The organism is Pseudoroseomonas ludipueritiae, from assembly GCF_014490445.1.
GTDB lineage: Bacteria > Pseudomonadota > Alphaproteobacteria > Acetobacterales > Acetobacteraceae > Pseudoroseomonas > Pseudoroseomonas ludipueritiae.
Window position 1 is genome coordinate 61206 of the sequence record NZ_JACTUZ010000007.1, and the last position, 18760, is coordinate 79965.

Annotated in this window: 13 protein-coding genes; 9 read left to right on the forward strand and 4 right to left on the reverse strand. The window is 67.5% G+C overall.

The genetic code is table 11. The features are described 5' to 3' along the window. Positions 1-361: 361 nt before the first annotated feature. Entirely contained in the window at positions 362-1303 is a 942-nt protein-coding gene (locus tag IBL25_RS03855) for an alpha/beta hydrolase (RefSeq protein WP_187777240.1), read from the reverse strand. 90 nt (positions 1304-1393) lie between these two features. Beyond that, positions 1394-3037 (reverse strand): flavin-containing monooxygenase, encoded by a 1644-nt coding sequence (locus IBL25_RS03860; protein ID WP_187777241.1) that lies wholly within the window; start codon positions 3035-3037, stop codon positions 1394-1396. A gap of 160 nt (positions 3038-3197) precedes the next feature. Here IBL25_RS03860 and IBL25_RS03865 point away from each other — a divergent pair, with 160 nt between their 5' ends. Beyond that, positions 3198-4091 carry a LysR family transcriptional regulator gene (locus IBL25_RS03865; protein ID WP_187777242.1) on the forward strand — a complete coding sequence of 298 codons (894 nt, stop codon included), beginning with the start codon at positions 3198-3200 and terminating at the stop codon, positions 4089-4091. A 12-nt stretch (positions 4092-4103) separates the two neighbouring features. Here the strand turns inward: IBL25_RS03865 and IBL25_RS03870 are convergent, their stop codons facing one another. Together IBL25_RS03870 and IBL25_RS03875 are read right to left on the reverse strand one after the other, a co-directional pair. Beyond that, complete coding sequence (locus IBL25_RS03870; RefSeq protein WP_367615551.1) at positions 4104-6215, reverse strand: acetate--CoA ligase family protein; 2112 nt, start codon at positions 6213-6215, stop codon at positions 4104-4106. Between the two features lie 76 nt (positions 6216-6291). Then, positions 6292-7839, reverse strand: a complete 1548-nt coding sequence (locus IBL25_RS03875; protein WP_238940198.1) for an ABC transporter substrate-binding protein — start codon at positions 7837-7839, stop codon at positions 6292-6294. A 332-nt stretch (positions 7840-8171) separates the two neighbouring features. Between IBL25_RS03875 and IBL25_RS03880 the strand changes: the two genes are divergently transcribed. The 8 genes from IBL25_RS03880 to IBL25_RS03915 all read left to right on the forward strand — a co-directional run bounded on the left by IBL25_RS03880 (position 8172) and on the right by IBL25_RS03915 (position 18716). Then, positions 8172-9158, forward strand: coding sequence for a Bug family tripartite tricarboxylate transporter substrate binding protein (locus tag IBL25_RS03880; protein ID WP_187777244.1), 987 nt, complete (start codon positions 8172-8174; stop codon positions 9156-9158). Between the two features lie 225 nt (positions 9159-9383). Then, positions 9384-11162 (forward strand): ABC transporter ATP-binding protein, encoded by a 1779-nt coding sequence (locus IBL25_RS03885; RefSeq protein WP_367615552.1) that lies wholly within the window; start codon positions 9384-9386, stop codon positions 11160-11162. A gap of 14 nt (positions 11163-11176) precedes the next feature. After that, entirely contained in the window at positions 11177-12736 is a 1560-nt protein-coding gene (gsiB, locus tag IBL25_RS03890; RefSeq protein WP_239416913.1) for a glutathione ABC transporter substrate-binding protein GsiB, read from the forward strand. Continuing rightward, positions 12736-13656 (forward strand): ABC transporter permease subunit, encoded by a 921-nt coding sequence (locus IBL25_RS03895; protein WP_187777246.1) that lies wholly within the window; start codon positions 12736-12738, stop codon positions 13654-13656. Before gsiB ends, IBL25_RS03895 begins: the two co-directional genes overlap by 1 nt. Next, positions 13653-14564: an ABC transporter permease subunit gene (locus tag IBL25_RS03900; RefSeq protein ID WP_187777247.1), complete on the forward strand. Its 912-nt coding sequence runs from the start codon at positions 13653-13655 to the stop codon at positions 14562-14564. Before IBL25_RS03895 ends, IBL25_RS03900 begins: the two co-directional genes overlap by 4 nt. A 9-nt stretch (positions 14565-14573) precedes the next feature. Further along, positions 14574-15398, forward strand: a complete 825-nt coding sequence (locus IBL25_RS03905) for a M55 family metallopeptidase (protein ID WP_187777248.1) — start codon at positions 14574-14576, stop codon at positions 15396-15398. A gap of 275 nt (positions 15399-15673) precedes the next feature. Further along, entirely contained in the window at positions 15674-17128 is a 1455-nt protein-coding gene (locus tag IBL25_RS03910) for an aldehyde dehydrogenase family protein (RefSeq protein ID WP_187777249.1), read from the forward strand. A 316-nt stretch (positions 17129-17444) separates the two neighbouring features. Continuing rightward, positions 17445-18716: an MFS transporter gene (locus tag IBL25_RS03915; protein WP_187777250.1), complete on the forward strand. Its 1272-nt coding sequence runs from the start codon at positions 17445-17447 to the stop codon at positions 18714-18716. The last annotated feature ends 44 nt before the right edge of the window (positions 18717-18760 follow it).

An 18760-nucleotide genomic window follows, 5' to 3' on the forward strand; every position in this document is an offset into this window, starting at 1 on the left:
GAACGAACAAGAATGAAGATCATCACCGAAGGGGTGGAATTCCCTGAAGGCCCATCAGCATGCCGGATGGTTCCCTGCTGCTGGTCGAGATCGCGCGCCAGACACTGACGCGCGTGCTGCCGGAGGGCGGCTTCCGGCGCTGTCTACGTGGCGGCGCTGGAGAGTTGCACGTGATGAAGATCTCCCCCGATGGCTCGCGCGTCGTGCCGCACCGGTTGCCGGACATGCTGGTCACCAATCTCTGCTTCGGCAGCCAGGATCTCCGCAGCGCCTTTACCACCATGTCCTACGAAGGCCGGCTCTGCCAGATGAACTGGCACGAGCCGAGCCTCGCCCTGGCCTATGATTGGGACAGCAATGTTCAGGGCGCCCAGGCCTGCCGCAGGCAGCCGGCGGCAAAGCTCAGCACTGCCGGCACGGTGCTGCTGACCTTGTCCATGGTCAGGATGGCATGGGTCTGGTCGTTCAGGTCCAGGCGGATGACCTGGACGCCGTCCTGTTCCAGCCGGTCGGCATAGCGCAGCCCCTCTTCCCGCAGGGGGTCATGGCCGCAGGTCATCACCAGCGCTGGCGGCATGTCATGCAGGCTGGCGGCCCTGAGCGGCGAGGCCTGCCATTCCAGCCCCGCCTCCGCCGAAGGCAGATAATGGCCGATGAAGTAGCGCATGGTGGCTGGCGTCAGCACCATGCTCTCAGTCGGCGGCCCATAGCTGCCGGGGCGCAGCGCCAGGTCCATGGCGGGGTAGAAGAGCAGTTGGAACATGGCGCGCGGCACCGCGCCATCCCGCCCCATCAGCGCCAGAACGGCGGCGAGGTTGCCGCCGGCGCTGTCCCCGCCCAGCGCGATCCGCTCCGGGTCGATGCCCAGCGATGACGCCTGGCCCACCAGCCAGCGCAGCGCGGCGGCGCAATCCTCCACCGCGGCGGGATAAGGGTGCTCCGGCGCCAGGCGGTAATCCACCGCCAGCACGCAGGCCCCGAGTTCCCGCGCCAGCCGGCGGCACACCCAGTCATGCGTCTCCAGGCTGCCCAGCACCCAGCCGCCACCATGCATGAAGAAGAGGCAGGGCGAGCGTGCCGGCGCATCGGCAGGCCGGTAGAGGCGCACCGGCACCTCGATGCCGCCATCGGCGGCCCGCAGATCCTGGACGGAAGGCAGAACATCGCCCGGCGACTGCAAGGCCCGGGCGCGGGCCGCATGCGCCTTGCGGGCCTCGACGGGCGGCAGGCTCTCGTAAGTCGGGCTGTTGTTCTGCCGCATCAGTTGCAGCAGGTTGATCAGGTCCGGATGGAGCGCGGGCATCCTCTCTCCCTATGGCGAAGGGCCGCCGGGCAGCAACGCCCGGCGGCCTCGTGGCATGATTCCGATGGCAGGTGCTGCCGGCGCGCCCTTCTAGGCGCTGCGGTTGAAGCCTTCGTAACCCTTCTGCACCACTTCCTGGCAGATGCCGGCATAGCGGGCCATGCCACCGGCATAGGGCATGAAGACGCGCGGTTTGCCGGGGATATTCGCGCCCAGGTACCAGGAGGATTCCGCCAGAGGCAGCAGCGTCGCGCTGGCGGCCTCGTTGACATGCGCCACCCAGCCTTCCACCGCCGCCGGGTCCGCCTCGATCCGGTTCAGGCCCCGCTGGCGCATGTCGGCGATACAGCCGGTGATCCATTCCACATGCTGCTCGATGGCCACAGGCATGTTGGTCAGCACCGAAGGGCTGCCCGGTCCGGTGATGGTGAAGAGGTTGGGGAAGCCCGCCACCTGCAGGCCCAGATAGGTGCGCGGCCCCTCTGCCCAAGCTTCCTTCAATGCAAGGCCGCCACGCCCACGAATATCCAGCGCCAGCAGCGGCCCCGTCATGGCATCGAAGCCGGTGGCGAAAACGATGATGTCCAGCTGGTGCTCGCCATCCTGCGTGCGGATGCCGTCCGGCGTGATCTCCAGGATCGGCGAAGCCTTCACATCCACCAGCGTCACGTTGTCGCGGTTGAAGGTCTCGAAATAGTGGCTGTCGATCGGCGGGCGCTTGGTGGCGAAGTGGTGGTCCTTCGGCGTCAGCTTCTCCGCGACCTCAGGGTCCTTGACGATGCTGCGGATCTTGGCGCGGATGAATTCCGACGCCGTGTTGTTCGATTCCTTGTTGGTCAGGATATCGTTGAAGGTGGCGCGGAAGCGCATGCCGCCACGCTCCCAGGCGGCCTCGTAGCGGGCCAGCCTTTCCTCCTCCGACAGTTCCATGGCCGAGATGGGCGGCGGCGCGAAGGGATAGCCATTGGTGGTGGTGCGCGCCATCGCGCGGATGGAGGCGTAATCCGCCTTGATCTGCTGGCGCTCTTCCAGGCTCACCGCGCAATTGCGGGCGGGCACGCTGTAGTTGGCCGTGCGCTGGAACACCGTCAGATGCGCCGCCGCCTCCGCGATGACGGGCGCGGCCTGGATGCCGGTGGAGCCGGTGCCGATCAGGCCCACACGCTTGCCGGTGAAATCCACATCCTCATGCGGCCAGCGGCCGGTGTGGTACCACTGCCCCTTGAAGCTCTCCAGCCCCGGGATGCGCGGCACATTGGCCGAGGAGAGGCAGCCCACCGCCGTGATCAGAAAGCGCGAGCGCAGCCGCTCCCCAGCCTCTGTGGTGACCTGCCACAGCCCTTCCGCCTCATCGAAGGCAGCCTGGCTGACGCGGGTGTTGAACTGGATGCTGCGCCGCAGGTCGAACTTGTCGGCGACGAAATCGAGGTAGCGGCGGATCTCGAAATGCTTCGGGTAGCGTTCGCTCCAGTCCCATTCCTTCTGCAACTCGTCGGAAAAGGAGAAGGAATAGTAGTAGCTTTCGGAATCGCAGCGCGCCCCCGGATAGCGGTTCCAGTACCAGGTGCCGCCGACGCCTTCACCGGCCTCCAGCACCCTGACATTCATCTCCAGCTTGTCGCGCAGTGAATGCAGCTGGTACAGGCCGGCGAAACCCGCTCCAACGATGATCGCGTCGAGAACCGCCGAATCCCGGGCCACCGGCCGCTCGAGCGTCGCTTGCGCGCTGGTCATGATGCGCAACTCCCTGAAATGTTCTTGCTTTGCTTCGGACGTCTTGGGCCCGGTGCGCATGAGCATCCGCCAGGGCCTGCTGGAACGTTAGGGGCTTGCCCCCGGCTCGGCAATTTCCGAAGCTTCCAAGCAGATGTGAATTTTCGTCACAGGAGATGGCGTGGACCGTCTGGGGGAGATGCTGGTCTTCGTGCGCGCGGTGGAGGATGGCGGCTTCTCCGCCGCCGGCCGCTCCCTCTCGCTCTCGCCTTCCGCCGTCAGCAAGCTGATCGCGCGCCTGGAGAACCGCCTGGGCGTGGTGCTGTTCAACCGCTCCCTCCGCAGCCTGGCCCTGACGCCGGAAGGCGAGGCCTTCTACCCCGCCGCCCGCCGCGCCATCTCGGCGGTGGAAGATGCGGAGGCCATGGCCGTCACCGGCGTGGCGGCACATGAGGTGCTGCGCATCCGTTCCGTGCCCACCTTCGCGGTGCACAAGCTGGCGCCGCTGGTGCCCCGTTTTCGCCGCCAGCATCCAATGCTTCGGCTTGAATTCCTGCTCAGCAACGAGCCAGGAAATCTGCTGGAAGGTGGTGTCGATGTAGCGATCTCCATCGGCCATCTGCCGGACTCTTCCCTGGTGGCACGGCCGGTCATGGATATGTGCTGGGTCATCTGCGCCGCGCCGGCCTACCTGGAGGAGCACGGCATGCCGGCCAGCCCCGCCGAGCTGGCCAACCGGGAATGCCTGAACTTCAACAAGCAGATGCCCTGGAGCACCTGGACATTGCAGGACGGCGGGCGCTCGCCTCAGCGCATCCGCGCGCGAGGCAGCGTCACCGCCAATCAGGGGCAGATGCTGATGGCACTGGCGCTATCCGGGGCCGGCATCGCGCGGCTGGCGGATTTCCAGATCGCCTCGCATCTGGCCGCCGGGCGCCTGGTCAGGCTGTTTCCCGACCACGACGCGCTGATGAAGGATACGATCTATGCCGTCTATCAAAGCAAGCGCCACCTGAGCCAGCGGGTGCGGGTCTTCCTTGATTTCCTGGAAGCGTCCTTCTCCCGCCAGCCATGATGGCCGGCTGTCCTAGTCCGCCACGGCCATGGGCTGCGCCGCCTCTTCTCGTGGCGCGATCAGCGCGTCCAGGGCAAGGGCGCCCTCCTCCCGCACCAGGAACGGATTGATCTCGACGCTGGCGACGGAATCCTCATGCGCCACCGCGAATTCCGAGATGTGGCACAGCGCATCCACCAGGGCGCGGCGGTCCAGCGGGCGGGAACCGCGCCAGCCTTCCAGCAGCCTTGCCCCCTTCACGGCATCGATCAGCGCTTCCGCCCGCGCCGGGGTAAGCGGCGCGGTGGCGAAGGCCACGTCGCTGAAGAGTTCCACAGCCACGCCACCGAGCCCGAACATCACCATGGGCCCGAAGACCGGGTCGCGCTGCACGCCGATGATGGTCTCCAGGCCGCCGCGAACCATCGGCGCGACCAGGACACCGTCGAGCCGGGCCGAGGGCTTCGCCGCCTTCGCGCGGCGCAGCAGCTCGTGGAAGCCTTCGGTGACCGACGCGGCGTTGGCCAGGTTCAGCAGCACACCGCCGACCTCGGTCTTGTGCGGAATATCGGCGGACAGGATCTTCATCACGACCGGATAGCCGAGCATTTCGGCCGCGGCCTGTGCTTCCTCTGGGCTGGCACAGGCATGTTCGGGCAGCACCGGGATGCCGGCGGCGCCGAGCACGGCCTTGGCCGCGGCCTCGTTGCCGGCTTCCAGGCGCAGGGGCGCTGCCCTCGCCACGTCCGGGGCCGACATGGCCGCCTGTTGCAGGATGCGCGAGAAGGTGGCGCCGGCCACGGCCTTCACCGCCCGCGTCGGGTCCTCGAAGACCGGAATACCCAGGGCTTCCAGCCTCAGGCGGATCTCCTCCACATGCGTCATGACCGCCACGACCAGGCGGTCGGGGAAGTTCCGCCGCAGCGCCGCCAGCGACTGCTCCAGCGGCGGGAAGCGTTCCAGGTTGCGGCCGAGATGCGCCATATAAGCCATGACGGTGCCGAGATCGGCGCCGCGCATCATCTCCTGGCTGATGCCCTCGAAGATCTGCAGGCCACGGTTGAGCTGCGCCGTGGTGTCGATCGGGTTTCGCCCGCCCGCCACTGGCTGGATCTCAAGGATGGCTTCCATTGTGGCAGCCGGCATTGGCGGCAGCGCCAGCCCGGCCCCGATGCAGGCATCCGCCATCAGGACGCCAATGCCGCCGGAGAGGGTGAGGATACCCACATCGCGCGAAGGCGGCCGTGGCCCGGTGGCGCAGACATAGGCGATGTCGATCATCTCCTCGATGGAAGCGGCGCGATAGGCGCCGCATTCCCGGAAGACGGTGTCGATGATCCGGTCCTCGCCGGCCAGGGAGCCGGTATGGGTGGCCGCCGCCGCCGCGCCCGCCTCGGTGCTGCCGACCTTCATGATGACCACGGGCTTCCGGGCCGCCGCTGCCTTCAGCAGCGCACGGCGCAGCTTCCCACCATCCTGGCACCCTTCCAGCGCGGCGCAGATGACGGTGGTGCCCGCATCCTCAACTAGGTAGTCGATGCAATCGGCGACATCGAGATCCGCCTCGTTGCCGGTGGCGATGGCACGGCTGATGCCCAGGCCACGGAAGCTGGCGGCGGCATAGACATGGGAGCCGTAGGCGCCGCTCTGGGTCGCGACGCCGATGCGCCCCGGCCCGGGACGCGCGGTGTCCAGCAGGCTGGAGAAAGTGCCAAAGAAGCCATCCGCCGGGCTGATGCTGCCCAGGGCATTGGGGCCAGTGAAGCGCATGCCGTGGCGGCGGGCGATCCGCACCAGTTCCTCCTGCATCGCGGGGCCTTCGCCGCCTTCCTCGGCAAAGCCGGAGGAGAGGATCTGCACCTGCAGGATGCCCTTGGTGGCGCAATCTTCCAGCGCCCTGGCCACCAGCGGTGCCGGCAGCACGATCAGGGCGCTGTCCGGCACCTCAGGCAGGCCCAGCACGCTTGGCCAGGATGGGTGTCCCTGCACGGGCTTGCCGCTGAGATTGATGGGGAAGATGCGCCCGGAATAGCCAAAGCTCGTCAGGTGGCGCAGCACGCGCCCGCCCAGCTTGGCCGGGTCGCCTGAGGCGCCGACCACGGCAATGGAACCCGGGCGGAACAGCTTCTCAAGCCTGTGCACCACTCATCTCCCCTTCACCTGTCATGGCTGGCTGGCGCCGGTGGCGGCCTGGAATGCGGCCCGCGCCGGCGCCGTGGCATCAAGGACGCGCCGGACGCACGCCATTCGGGTCATTGCGCTCATCCACCCGCGCCTCGTAGGTCAGGCCGGCACGCATGGCCCAGAGCGCCTTCTGGATGTAAAGCGGCACCACCGCGCCATCCTCGATGACGATGCGGCTCGCTTCCCGCAGCAGGGCCTCCCGCTTGGCATCATCCAACTGGATCTCGGCATCCTCCAGTTTCCGGTCCATCGCCGGGTTGGAATAGCGGATGCGGTTGGCCGCGCCTCGCCCCTTCCCGGCATCGACCGTGCTGAAGACGGAACTCAGCAGCACCGAGACTTCGCCGGTGGAGTTGCCCCAGCTCAGCAGCGCCGCTGGCATCTCGCGCCGCGTGGCGCGGCCGATGAAGGCGGCATAGGGCTGCGCCTCCACCGTGGTGCGCACGCCGATGCGCGTCCACATCTGCCCCACGGCCTGCACCACCCGGGCATCGTTCATGTAGCGGTCGTTGGAACCGGCCAGGGTCATCTGGAAGCCCTGCGGATAGCCGGCCTCGGCCAGCAGCTTCCTGGCCGCCTCCGGCTCGGCGGCGGGAACGGGAAGGTCGGGGATATGGCTGTAGCTGCCGGGCGGCATGAACTGCCCCGTGGGCACGGCCATGCCCTGCATCACCCGGTCCACCAGGGCCTGCCGGTCGATGGCCAGCGACAGCGCCCGGCGTACACGCGGGTCGGCCAGCGGGTTGCGCTCCAGCGGTGCGCCGGCATGGTCGGCCAGCAGCGGCACCTGCCCTTCGCGCGTGGCGTCGAGAGTGATGTACATGCTGCGCAGGCTGGTGGTTTCCGCCACGTGGAAGCGGTTGTCCTTGCGGATGCGGTCCATGTCGCCAGTCGGGATCTGGTCGATGAAATCGACATCGCCCGCCATCAGCGCCGCCATGCGCGCGCCGCTGTTGGTGATGAAGCGGTAATTGACCTGCGCCCAGTGCGAGGCCTCGCCCCAATAGTTGCTGTTGCGGGCAAAGACGATGCGGTCTCCCGGCGTATAGGACACCAGCCGGAAAGGGCCGGTGCCGATGGCCAGCTTGCCATTGTTGAAGTCCGCCGTGGCGGCATTGGCGTGGATCTGCCGGCTCAGCATCATCACCTGGCTGAAATAGACCGGCAGCAGCGGGTAAGGGCCGTTGGTCCGCAGGCGAATGGTCTGCGCATCCACCACCTCCACGCCCCGCACCGGACGGACATGGGTGCTGAAGGAGGCGCCGGGCCCGCTGATCTGCGGAATACGCTCCAGCGTGAAGGCCACATCATCGGCCGTGAAGGGCGCGCCGTTGTGGAATGTCACGCCGGGGCGCAGCTTGAACTCCCAGCCGTCGTCGCCCAACGGCTTCCAGCTCTCCGCCAGACCAGGCCGCATCCGCGCCTGCGCATCACTGATGATCAGCGCGTCAAACAGCATCTGCGACACTTCGCTGTTGGAGCGGAGCTGGTGGTAATGCGGATCAAGCGAGGAGACGGGCGAGCCCATCCCCATGGTCAGGGTCTGCGCCGCCGCGCCGGTCGGCAGGGTCAGAATGGCGAGCAACAGGCGGCACGTTTGGCGGGCCCGGCCTTTCGGCCAATCCTGACGAAACATCGGATGATTCCTCCAGCGGCACCCTTGAGGGTGCTCTCCGCACGACCGCAGACCGACCGATCGTTCGGTAGCAGCCTATGCCGCTTCCGTCCTGCCCCGCAAGGCGCCGCGGCGGCCTGCTTTTGGTTGCGTGGTAAAAACCCGGAACGATACTGTCGCTCACAAACCGACCGGACGGTCGGGAAGGGAAGGACGGCCAGCACGGCCGCCAGAAAAGGAAACGCCATGATAGTGCTGAAGATCTGGCCTGCGCCCTCATGCCTCCTCCAGGAGGCTGGCCGATGAGCGCCGGCATCTCGCGCCGCTTGGCCATGGCGGGGGCGGCGGGCATGGCTGCTACTTTGCGCATAGGTCCTGTGCAGGCGCAGGCCTATCCGGCCCGGTCCATCCGCATGGTGGTGCCCTTCGTGCCGGGCGGCGGCGCCGATGCCACGGCGCGCTTCGTGGCGGCTCCCCTGGGGGCCGAGCTGGGGCAGTCCATCGTCATCGAAAACCGGGGCGGCGCCGGGGGCGCCATTGGCACGGCCGCCGTGGCACAGGCCCCGGCCGATGGCTACACGCTGCTCTATGGCACGCCAGGACCGCTGATCACCAACCCGATCCTGATGCCCTCCCTGCCCTATGACGCGGCCGCCGATTTCGCGCCGGTCAGCCTGCTGACGCGTGGCGCCTACCTGATGGTGGTGAACCGGGATGTGCCGGCGCGGACGGTGGCGGAGGTGATCGCGCTCGCGAAGTCCCGTCCGGGGCAACTTTCCTATGCCAACTCCGGCATCGGCGCCGGGAGCCATCTGGCCGGGGAGCTTCTTTGCATGGAAGCGGGGCTGCGGATGACTCATGTGCCCTATCGCGGCACCGGCCTGGCGGTGCAGGACGTGGCGAGCGGCCGTGTCACCATGTCCATCGACACCTATGGCGCCATGATCCCGCTGATCCAGGCCGGCAACCTGCGCCCGATCGCGGTGACCAGCGCGCGGCGGATGCCGGAGCTGCCGGATGTTCCCACCATCGGGGAAACGCTGCCCGCCTTCGAGGTGACGGTGGTGAACTATATCTGCGTCCGCAGCGGCACGCCCCGGCCGATCATCGACCGGCTCAATACCGCCCTGGTCAAGGTTCTTGCCGATCCTGGCCTCAAGGAAGCCATGAGGCTGGCGGGCAGCAGCCCCCCGGTTTCCAGCACACCGGAAGAGCTTGGCGAGATCCTGAACTCGGAATCCATGAAGTGGCGCAGAGTGATCGACAAGGCTGGCATCCGCGTGGAATAAACCATCCGGTACGTCATGCCGGGCCGGGCCGCAGGTCCTTCGCGGCATGACAGACCCTTGCCCTCCGGCCGGGGTACGGGCGGAAGGGCACTGTCGTGGCGGTTGGAAGCGATTTGGCTCTGGCTGCCAGTGGATCTATAGGCGCCCCGCTTCAGGGGACGAGTTGATCCAGTGCCACTATCCTCCGCCACACCTCCGACACTTCTCCGCATCTCGGGCCTTACGGTGCGTTTCGGCGACTTCACCGCGGTGGAAGGCCTGGACCTCACGGTGGCGCCGGGGGAGACGGTGGCGCTGGTGGGGGAAAGCGGTTCCGGCAAATCCGTGACCTCCCTGGCGGTGACACGCCTGATCGACCACGCGGGCGGCCGGATTGTATCCGGGCAAATCAAGTTCCAGGATCGCGAGGGGCGCCTGCGCGACCTGACCGCCGAGACGCCGGAAGCCATGCGGCGCCTGCGCGGCCCGGAGATCGCCATGATCTTCCAGGAGCCCATGACCAGCCTTAACCCGGTGCTGAAGGTCGGCGAGCAGATCACCGAGGCCATCCGGCTGCACCAGGGAATGGACGGTGCCGCCGCGCTGGCGGAGGCCAAGCGGCTGCTGGAGAAGGTCCGCATCCCCGAGGCGGCGCGGCAGCTTGAGCGTTACCCTTTCCAGATGTCCGGCGGCATGCGCCAGCGCGTGATGATCGCCATGGCGCTCTCCTGCCGTCCGCGCCTGCTGATCGCGGATGAGCCGACCACGGCGCTGGACGTCACCGTGCAGGCGCAGGTGCTGCGGTTGATCCGCTCCCTGCAGCAGGAAACCGGCCTGGGCATGATCTTCATCACCCATGACATGGGCGTGGTGGCCGAGATCGCGGACCGCGTGGTGGTGATGCGCCGGGGCAGGAAGGTGGAGGAAGGCGAGGTCAACCGCATCTTCGCCGCGCCCTCGCACCCCTATACCAAGCGGCTGCTGGATGCCGTGCCGGTGCTGGGCAGCCTGGCGGAGCAGCCCCTGCCCGTGCCCTTCCCCATGCCGGAGGCGCCGGCGCCGCAGCCGCTGGATACCGTGCGGCCCGAGGCCGAGCCGGTGCTGGAACTGCGTGGGTTGACCACCCGCTTCGACGTGCGGCGCGGCTGGCTGGGCAAGGTCGCCGGGCGCATCCATGCCGCCGAGCAGGTCAGCTTCAGTATTCGCCCGGGTGAAACCCTGGCGGTGGTGGGTGAATCCGGCTGCGGCAAATCCACCACCGGGCGCTCCATCATCCGGCTGGAACAGCCGCAATCCGGCGAGATCCGCTTCGCCGGAGAGGATGTGACGGTGCTGGACCGTCAGAAGGAAGCCCGGCTGCGTCGCGGGGTGCAATTCATCTTCCAAGACCCCTTCGCCTCGCTGGACCCGCGCCTGACGGTGGGCTTCTCGGTGGCCGAGCCGATCCTGACGCATAACCTGCTGCAAGGCCGCGCGGTGCAGGACCGGGTGGCGCAGCTGCTGACCCAGGTGGGCCTCGGCCCCGAACATGCCCGCCGCTACCCGCATGAACTCTCCGGCGGCCAGCGGCAGCGCGTCTGCATCGCCCGCGCCCTGGCTTCCGAGCCGCGCCTGATCATCGCCGACGAGGCCGTGGCGGCGCTGGATGTCTCCATCCGCGCCCAGGTGGTGAACCTGATGATGCGGCTGCAGCAGGAGATGGGGCTGGCTTATCTCTTCATCTCGCATGATATGGCGGTGGTGGAGCGCATCAGCCACCGGGTCGCGGTCATGTACCTGGGCCAGGTGGTGGAGATCGGGCCTCGTCAGGCCGTCATGAACGACCCGCAGCATCCCTATACCAAGCGGCTGCTGGCGGCCGTCCCGGTGCCTGACCCCGCCCGGCGCGGCCATGACCGCGGCCTGGACGACAGCGAGGTGCCAAGCCCGCTGCGCCGGCCGGACGACCCGCCGGAAGTGGCACCGCTGGTGCCTGTCGGCCCTGACCACTATGTCGCGCGGCACCGTATCGGCGGCCTGTATTGAACAAGGAGGACCCCGTGACCCATTCTCCCTCTCTCCCCCGGCGCAGCCTGATGGCGGCGCTGGGCGTCACCGCCGCCCTGCCCTGGCTGGGACATGTGACGCCGGCCCAGGCCGCCGCCAATGACCTGGTCGTGGGCGTGCCGGACAACCTGACCGGGCTGGACCCGGCGGATGTCAACGACACGCTCTCGCAATCCGCCTGCCGGCTGATGTTCCAGGGCCTCTATGGCTTCGACGCCGACATGAAGCTCGTCCCCGTGCTGGCCGAGAGCTACGAGGCGGATGAGGCGGCCAAGGTCTTCACCTTCAAGCTGCGCCAGGGCGTCACCTTCCATGACGGCACGCCCTTCGACGCCGAGGCGGTGAAGGTGAACTTCGAGCGCGTCGCCAACCCCGAGAACCGCCTGAAGCGCCAGAGCCTGCTGGCCATGCTCGACCGTGTCGAGGTGGTGGATCCGCAGACCGCGCGCGTTCACCTGAAGGAGCCCTTCGGCGCCTTCGTGAACACCATCGCCCACCCGGCCGGCATGATGCTGAGCCCGAAGGCCATCGCGCAGTTCGGCAAGGAGATCAACCGCAACCCCGTCGGCACCGGCCCCTTCACCTTCGTCTCCTGGAACGCCGACACGCTGCGCACCAAGAAGAACGAGAAGTATTGGCGCCAGGGCCTGCCCAAGGTGCAGAGCGTGACCTTCCGCTCCGTTCCCGAGAATGGCGCGCGCATCGCCATGCTGCAGGCCGGCGAAGCGCAGTTCATCTACCCGCTGCCGACCGAGATGGCGCCGGTGGTGCAGCGCAGCCCGAATGTCGAGATCGTGGACAGCCCCTCGATCATCGCGCGCTATGTCTCGATGAACTGCATGCAGAAGCCGTTCAACGATGTGCGCGTCCGCCAGGCGCTGAACCATGCGGTGAACAAGGAAGCCTTCGCCAAGATCGTCTACAACGGCTTCGCCGTGCCGCTGGACGCGCCGATCCCGGCTAAGCTGGGCTTCTACAGCAAGCAGGACCCCTATCCCTACGACGTCGCGAAAGCCAAGAAGCTGCTGGCCGAGGCCGGCTACCCGAACGGCTTCGAGACGGAGATGTGGGCCAACAACAACACGCTCTCCCAGCGCGGCATGCAGTTCATGCAGCAGCAGCTGGCGGCCGTGGGCGTGAAGGTCACCGTGCTGCCGATGGAAGCGGGCGTGCTGAACGACCGCATCTGGTCCGTGCAGAAGCCGGAAGACGCCCAGCTCAAGATGTACTACGGCGGCTGGTCCTCCTCCACCGGCGATGCCGACTGGGGCCTGCGTCCGCTGCTGTGGGGCCAGGGCTATCCGCCCAAGCTGTATAACACCGCCTATTACAGCAACCCCGAGGTGGACAAGGCGCTGGAAGCCGCCATTGCCACGGCTGACCCGGCCAAGCGCGAGGAATTCTACAAGCAGGCCCAGGCGCTGATCTGGAAGGATGCGCCCTGGATCTTCCTGGGCGTGGAGAATGTGCTGTCGGCCAGGAGCAAGCGCCTGAGCGGGCTGCACCGTCTCCCTGACGGCGGGTTGCTCATCGAGGAAGCGGCTCTCTCCTGATGCTTGGCTACGCCCTGCGCCGTTTGGCTGGCGCCGTGCCCGTTCTGGTCGCGGTGTCGATCTTTGTGTTTGCCTTTGTCCGCCTGCTGCCGGGCGATCCGGCGCGCCTGGTGGCCGGGCCGGACGCGACGGCGCAGGACGTGGCCCTGGTCCGGGAGGAGATGGGCCTGGACCGCCCGATCTGGGAGCAGTACCTGCGCTATCTCGGCCAGACGCTCCAGGGCGATCTCGGCCGCTCCACCAAGACCAAGCTTCCGGTGGCCGAGGAAATCGGCCAGCGCTTCATGCCGACCTTCTGGCTGACGGTGGTGGCCATGCTTTGGGCGACCGTGATCGGCGTGCTGATCGGCGTGATCTCGGGCGTGAAGCGCGGCAAGTGGCAGGACAGGCTCGGCATGGTCTTTGCCGTGTCGGGCATCTCCTTCCCCTCCTTCTGGATGGGGCTGCTGCTGATCAACATCTTCTCGGTGCGGCTGGGCTGGCTGCCCACCGGTGGCTACACCGATTGGAAGAGCCTGATCCTGCCTTCCTTCACCCTGGGCACCACTGTGGCCGCCATCCTGGCCCGCTTCTCCCGCTCCGCCTATGTCGAGGTGGCGCAGGAGGATTACGTGCGCACCGCGCGCATGAAGGGCGTGCCGGAGCGGCGGGTGGTCTGGCACCACACGCTGCGCAACGCGTTGATCCCGGTCATCACCATGACGGGGCTGGAATTCGGCTCGCTGCTGGGCGGCGCCATCGTCATCGAGACGGTCTTCGCCTGGCCCGGCCTGGGGCGGCTGCTGATCGACAGCGTCTCCTACCGCGACTACCCCGTGATCCAGGCGCTGATCCTGCTCTTCGCCCTGGAATTCGTGATCATCAACATCGTCGTGGATCAGCTCTACGCCGTCGTGAACCCGGAGATCCGCCTGCGATGAGCGAGACCCGCATGGAGGATATCACCGACACGGATCTCGACAGCGGCACCGCCGTGCCGCTGGAGATCCGCTCCCCCCTGGCCGAGTTCTGGCGCCGGCTGCTGCGCCAGCGGGTCGCGCTGGTGGCGGGCCTGCTGATCCTGGTGGTGATCGTGGCGGCCATCGCCGCGCCCTGGATCGCGCCCTTCGACCCGGCGGAGCCGGACTACAACAATGTCCTCGCCGGTCCCTCCGCCCTGCACTGGGCGGGGACGGATGCCTATGGCCGCGACATCTTCAGCCGCATCATCTGGGGCGCCCGCATCTCCATCTCCGTGGGCTTCCTTTCGGTGCTGCTGGGCGGGGTGCTGGGCGTGACCTTGGGCCTGGTCAGCGGCTTCTTCGGCGGCTGGGTGGACAGCCTGATCATGCGGCTCTGCGACGTGATGCTGGCCTTCCCCGGCATCCTGCTGGCCATCGCCGTCGTGGCGCTTCTGGGGCCGGGCGTGGCGAACGTGATCTATGCCGTCGCGGTCTTCAGCATCCCCATCTATGCCCGCGTGGTGCGCGGCAGCACCCTGGCGGTTAAGCAGACGCTTTACGTGCAGGCGGCGCGCAGCATTGGCGTGAAGGGACTGAAGCTGGTGCTGCGGCATATCCTGCCCGGCACCCTGCCCGGCATCATCGTCACCACCTCGCTGCGCATGGGGACGGCGATTCTGGTGGCGGCGGGGCTGAGCTTCCTCGGCCTCGGCGCGCAGCCGCCCTCCCCGGAATGGGGCGCCATGCTGGCGGATGGGCGTTCCTACCTGGGCGTTGCGGATCACCTGACCTTCTTCCCCGGTCTGGCGATCTTTCTGATCGTGCTGGCCTTCAACCTGCTGGGCGACGGGCTGCGCGACGCGCTGGACCAGAAGCTGCGGCCCTGAGGACGGGTCATGAAGATCTATATCTCGGCCGATATCGAGGGCGTCGCCGGCGTCGTCTCTCCGCAGCAGGGGCAGCCGGGCAACCCTGAATACGAGCGGGCGCGGCGGCTGATGACCGAGGAGGTCAGCGCCGCCATCGACGGCGCCTTTGCCGGCGGCGCCACCGAGGTGCTGGTCAATGACAGCCACGGGCCGATGACCAACATCATCCCCGAATTGCTGGACCCGCGGGCGGAGCTGATCCTCGGCAAGCCCAAGGCGGCGAATATGTGCGCCGGGCTGGATGCCAGCTTCGGAGGCGCCTTCTTCCTCGGCTACCACACTGGCGCGCGCCGCCAGGGTGTGCTGGCGCATACGGTGAACGGCTTTGCCTTCGGCGCCATCCGGGTGAATGGCCAGCTCTGCTCGGAGGCCACGCTGAACGGTGCTTATGCCGGCAGCATGGGCGTGCCGGTGCTGCTGCTCTCCGGCGACGACCGCACAGCCGAGGAATGCGGCGAACACTTCCCGCAGGCGCATCGTGTCATCACCAAGCAGGCGCTGGGTGCCCGCGCCGCCCGCGCCATCGCCCCCAGCCTGGCGCGGGAGCGCCTGCGCGCGGCGGCGGAAGCGGCGGTACGCGAGGCCGGCACGGCATCGCTCCAGCCTTTCGTCATGCCGGGTCCCTTCCGGCTGGAGATCACGCTGACCAGCCCGGCCCTGGCCGATCTGGCAGCCATCATTCCCGTCGCACAGCGACTGGATGCTGTTTCCGTGGCCTTTGACGCTCCCGACATGGCGGGCGTGCTTGGCTGGGTGAACACAGTCTCCGCCCTCTCGGCCTTTCTGCGCTGAAGCGGTGCCGCAGGGCAGATCGCGTCATGGCTGTGCCGCGGAAGGGTTCATCCACCGCTGCCACAGCGAACTTCTGTCTGATTCCGAACTGAATCACCAAACCACGTGTGACGTGATCTCGCGCTCACCACCCGGCCGTCCCCCTGCCGCGAGCACATCCGGTTGTTCCCAGCCGGATGGTGAGGCGCGGGGCGCCGGTATGGTCAATTCGTGCCATTGGCGATACTTCCTCCGCCGGGCGGCGCCTGCCGGCCCCAGTGACCGGAGGAGAATGCATGGAAGCCGTTTCGTTCGACACGCGGCAGAATCTCATCGGCGGTGAATGGCGCGAGCCCCTGGGCCGCGAAACCATGCCGCTGCTGAATCCCTCCGATGGAACACGCCTCGCCGAGATCGCGCGCAGCGACGCCGGTGATATCGACCGCGCCGTGGCCGCCGCGCAGGAAGCCCGCCGTGGCGCCTGGGGCCGCATGACGGCCACCGAGCGCGGCCGCCTGCTTTCCATCATGTCCCGCATCGTGCTGGAGCGGGCGGATGAGCTGGCGCGGCTGGAAGCCCTGGATGTCGGCAAGCCGCTGCGCCAGGCCAAGGCGGATGCGCTGGCCCTGGCGCGCTACCTGGAGTTCTATGCCGGCGCCGCCGACAAGCTGCATGGCGACACCATCCCCTATCTGGATGGCTATACCGTGCTGACGATCTATGAGCCGCTGGGCGTCACGGGCCATATCGTACCCTGGAACTACCCGATGCAGATCATCGGCCGTTCCGTCACCGCCTCGCTGGCCATGGGCAATGCGGTCGTGATCAAGCCGGCGGAGGAAGCCTGCCTCACCGCCCTGGCCTATGCGCGCATCGCCGAGGAAGCGGGCTTCCCGGCCGGCGCCATCAACATCGTCTCCGGCACCGGCGAGGAAGCCGGCGCGGCCCTGGCGGCGCATCCCGGCATCAACCATATCTCCTTCACCGGCTCCGTGGTGGTCGGCGGGCTGGTGCAGGCGGCGGCGGCGAAGAACGCCGTGCCGGTGACGCTGGAGCTTGGCGGCAAGTCGCCGCAGATTGTCTTCGCCGACGCGGACCTCGACGCCGCCCTGCCCTTCCTGGTCAATGCCGGCATCCAGAACGCCGGGCAAACCTGCTCCGCCGCCTCCCGCATCCTCGTGCAGCGCTCGGTGCATGACCGTGTGCTGGCCGCCATGGCGGAGCGCTACAGCGCTCTCCGCGTCGGCACCGCCATGTCCGACCTCGACATGGGGCCGCTGGTCTCTGGCCGGCAGCAGGAGATCGTGCAGGGCTACCTGGACGCCGCCCGGCAGGATGGGCTGGAAATCGCCGCCCAGGGCCGCATCGGCGCCGAGGCGCCCTCCGGTGGCTACTACGTGCCGCCGACTCTGGTCTCCGGCGCGCAGGGCAGCAGCCGGCTGGCGCAAGAAGAGATCTTCGGCCCGGTGCAGGTCGTCATTCCTTTCGAGGATGAAGCCGAGGCGCTGCGCCTCGCCAATGGCACCGACTATGGCCTCGTCGCCGGTGTCTGGACGGCCGATGGCAGCCGCGCACTGCGCATGGCGCGCGGCATCGAGACCGGGCAGGTCTTCGTGAACAACTACGGCGCCGGCGGCGGCGTGGAACTTCCCTTCGGTGGCGTCAAGCGCTCCGGCCACGGGCGCGAGAAGGGGTTCGAGGCGCTCTACAGCTTCGCTTCGCTGAAGACCATCGCGATCCGGCACGGCTGACCTATCAGGCGGCGCGCGGCCTGAGGGCCGGGCGCCGCCACCATGGGCCAGGCCGCTGCCCTCATCCGTGAACAAAGCGCCGATACGGGAAATGTCGTAATCGAGCTTCCGTTTGTTCAAAAGGAACAATCGGACCCTTCTCCACGTCCTGCTCCTATCGACGCTGGGACCAATCCGCTTCAAAATCTGTCCCGCCGGCGCTGTGCCGGAGTGAAAGCAAGCTTATTTTAGGGGAAACGCCATGGCTGCAGCCTATGGCCAGACACCTGCCTCAGGCAGTTCGCCAAGCGTGAAGAGTGATGTCGAGCGCAGTGCCATGCGAAAGATCGCGTGGCGCCTGCTGCCGTTTCTGATCATCTGCTACTTCGTCTCATACCTGGACCGGGTGAATGTCGGCTTCGCCGGCCCGGCCATGCGCGCCGATCTCGGCCTCTCAGCCACAGCCTTCGGCACCGCCGCCGGCATTTTCTTCCTGGCCTATTTCGTCTTCGAGGTGCCAAGCAACCTGGCGCTGAACCGCTTCGGCGCCAGGATGTGGATCGCCCGCATCATGGTCACCTGGGGCCTGCTGTCCGGTGCCCAGGCCTTCGTGGTGGGTGAAACCAGCTTCAATATCATCCGGGTGCTTCTCGGGGCTGCGGAAGCGGGCTTCTTCCCTGGCGTGATCTTCTATCTCACGCTGTGGTTCCCCTCGGCCTATCGCGGGCGGATCGTCGGCTGGTTCATGTTCGCCATTCCGTTCTCCTCCGCGCTCGGCTCGCCGGTTTCCGGCTATCTGCTGAACATGGACGGCATCTGGGGCCTGCATGGCTGGCAGTGGATGTTCATCGTCGAGGCCATTCCCGCCATCCTGCTGACCTTCGGCGTGCTGTGGTACCTGACGGACCGGCCCTCCGAGGCGAAGTGGCTGACCCAGGCGGAGAAGGACTGGCTGGAAGGCACGCTGCGTGAGGAAGAGCGCCAGCGCGAGGCCGTGGTGCGCTACGAATGGTGGCAGACGCTGCTGAACCCGCGCGTCATCGGCTATGGCCTGGTCTACCTGGGGCTGGTCTCGCCGCTCTATACCCTGGGCTTCTTCCAGCCGCAGATCATCAAGGCGCTGGGCGAGGTTTCCAATGTCCAGCTCGGCTTCCTCAACGCCTTCCCCTATGCGGTGGGCGCGGTGACCATGGTGCTCTGGGGCTTCTTCTCCGACCGCCTGCAGGAGCGGAAGTGGACCACGATCTTCGCCGCCGCCTGCGCCACGGCCGGGCTGCTGATCGCGGCCAGCAATGACGGGCTGGTGCTGAAGCTGCTGGGCTTGGCCCTGGCCAGCTACGGCATCTTCGCGGCGCTGCCGATCTTCTGGTCGTTGCCTACCGCTTTCCTCAGCGGCACCGCCGCCGCGGCGGGCATTGCCTGGATCAATTCCGTCGGCAACCTCGGTGGCTACTTCGGCCCGCAGGTCTTCGGCATCATCAAGGATGCCAGTGGCGGCGACTATTACGGCCTGCTCTTCATGGCCGCGCTGCCCGTCATGTCGATCCTGCTGATCCTGATCCTGGATCGCCAGCCGGCCCGCCGGGCCGCTTCCATGGCCGCAGAATGAGCTGGTGGCGATGCCCCGATGCGCCGGGGCATCGCCGCATGGAA

Excerpts from the sequence above, each read along its gene's own strand:
- IBL25_RS03855 (WP_187777240.1), bottom strand. The coding sequence starts at position 1,303 with ATGCCCGCGCTCCATCCGGACCTGATCAACCTGCTGCAACTGATGCGG.
- IBL25_RS03860 (WP_187777241.1), bottom strand. The coding sequence starts at position 3,037 with ATGACCAGCGCGCAAGCGACGCTCGAGCGGCCGGTGGCCCGGGATTCG.
- IBL25_RS03880 (WP_187777244.1), top strand. The coding sequence starts at position 8,172 with ATGAGCGCCGGCATCTCGCGCCGCTTGGCCATGGCGGGGGCGGCGGGC.
- IBL25_RS03895 (WP_187777246.1), top strand. The coding sequence starts at position 12,736 with ATGCTTGGCTACGCCCTGCGCCGTTTGGCTGGCGCCGTGCCCGTTCTG.
- IBL25_RS03900 (WP_187777247.1), top strand. The coding sequence starts at position 13,653 with ATGAGCGAGACCCGCATGGAGGATATCACCGACACGGATCTCGACAGC.
- IBL25_RS03905 (WP_187777248.1), top strand. The coding sequence starts at position 14,574 with ATGAAGATCTATATCTCGGCCGATATCGAGGGCGTCGCCGGCGTCGTC.
- IBL25_RS03910 (WP_187777249.1), top strand. The coding sequence starts at position 15,674 with ATGGAAGCCGTTTCGTTCGACACGCGGCAGAATCTCATCGGCGGTGAA.
- IBL25_RS03915 (WP_187777250.1), top strand. The coding sequence starts at position 17,445 with ATGCGAAAGATCGCGTGGCGCCTGCTGCCGTTTCTGATCATCTGCTAC.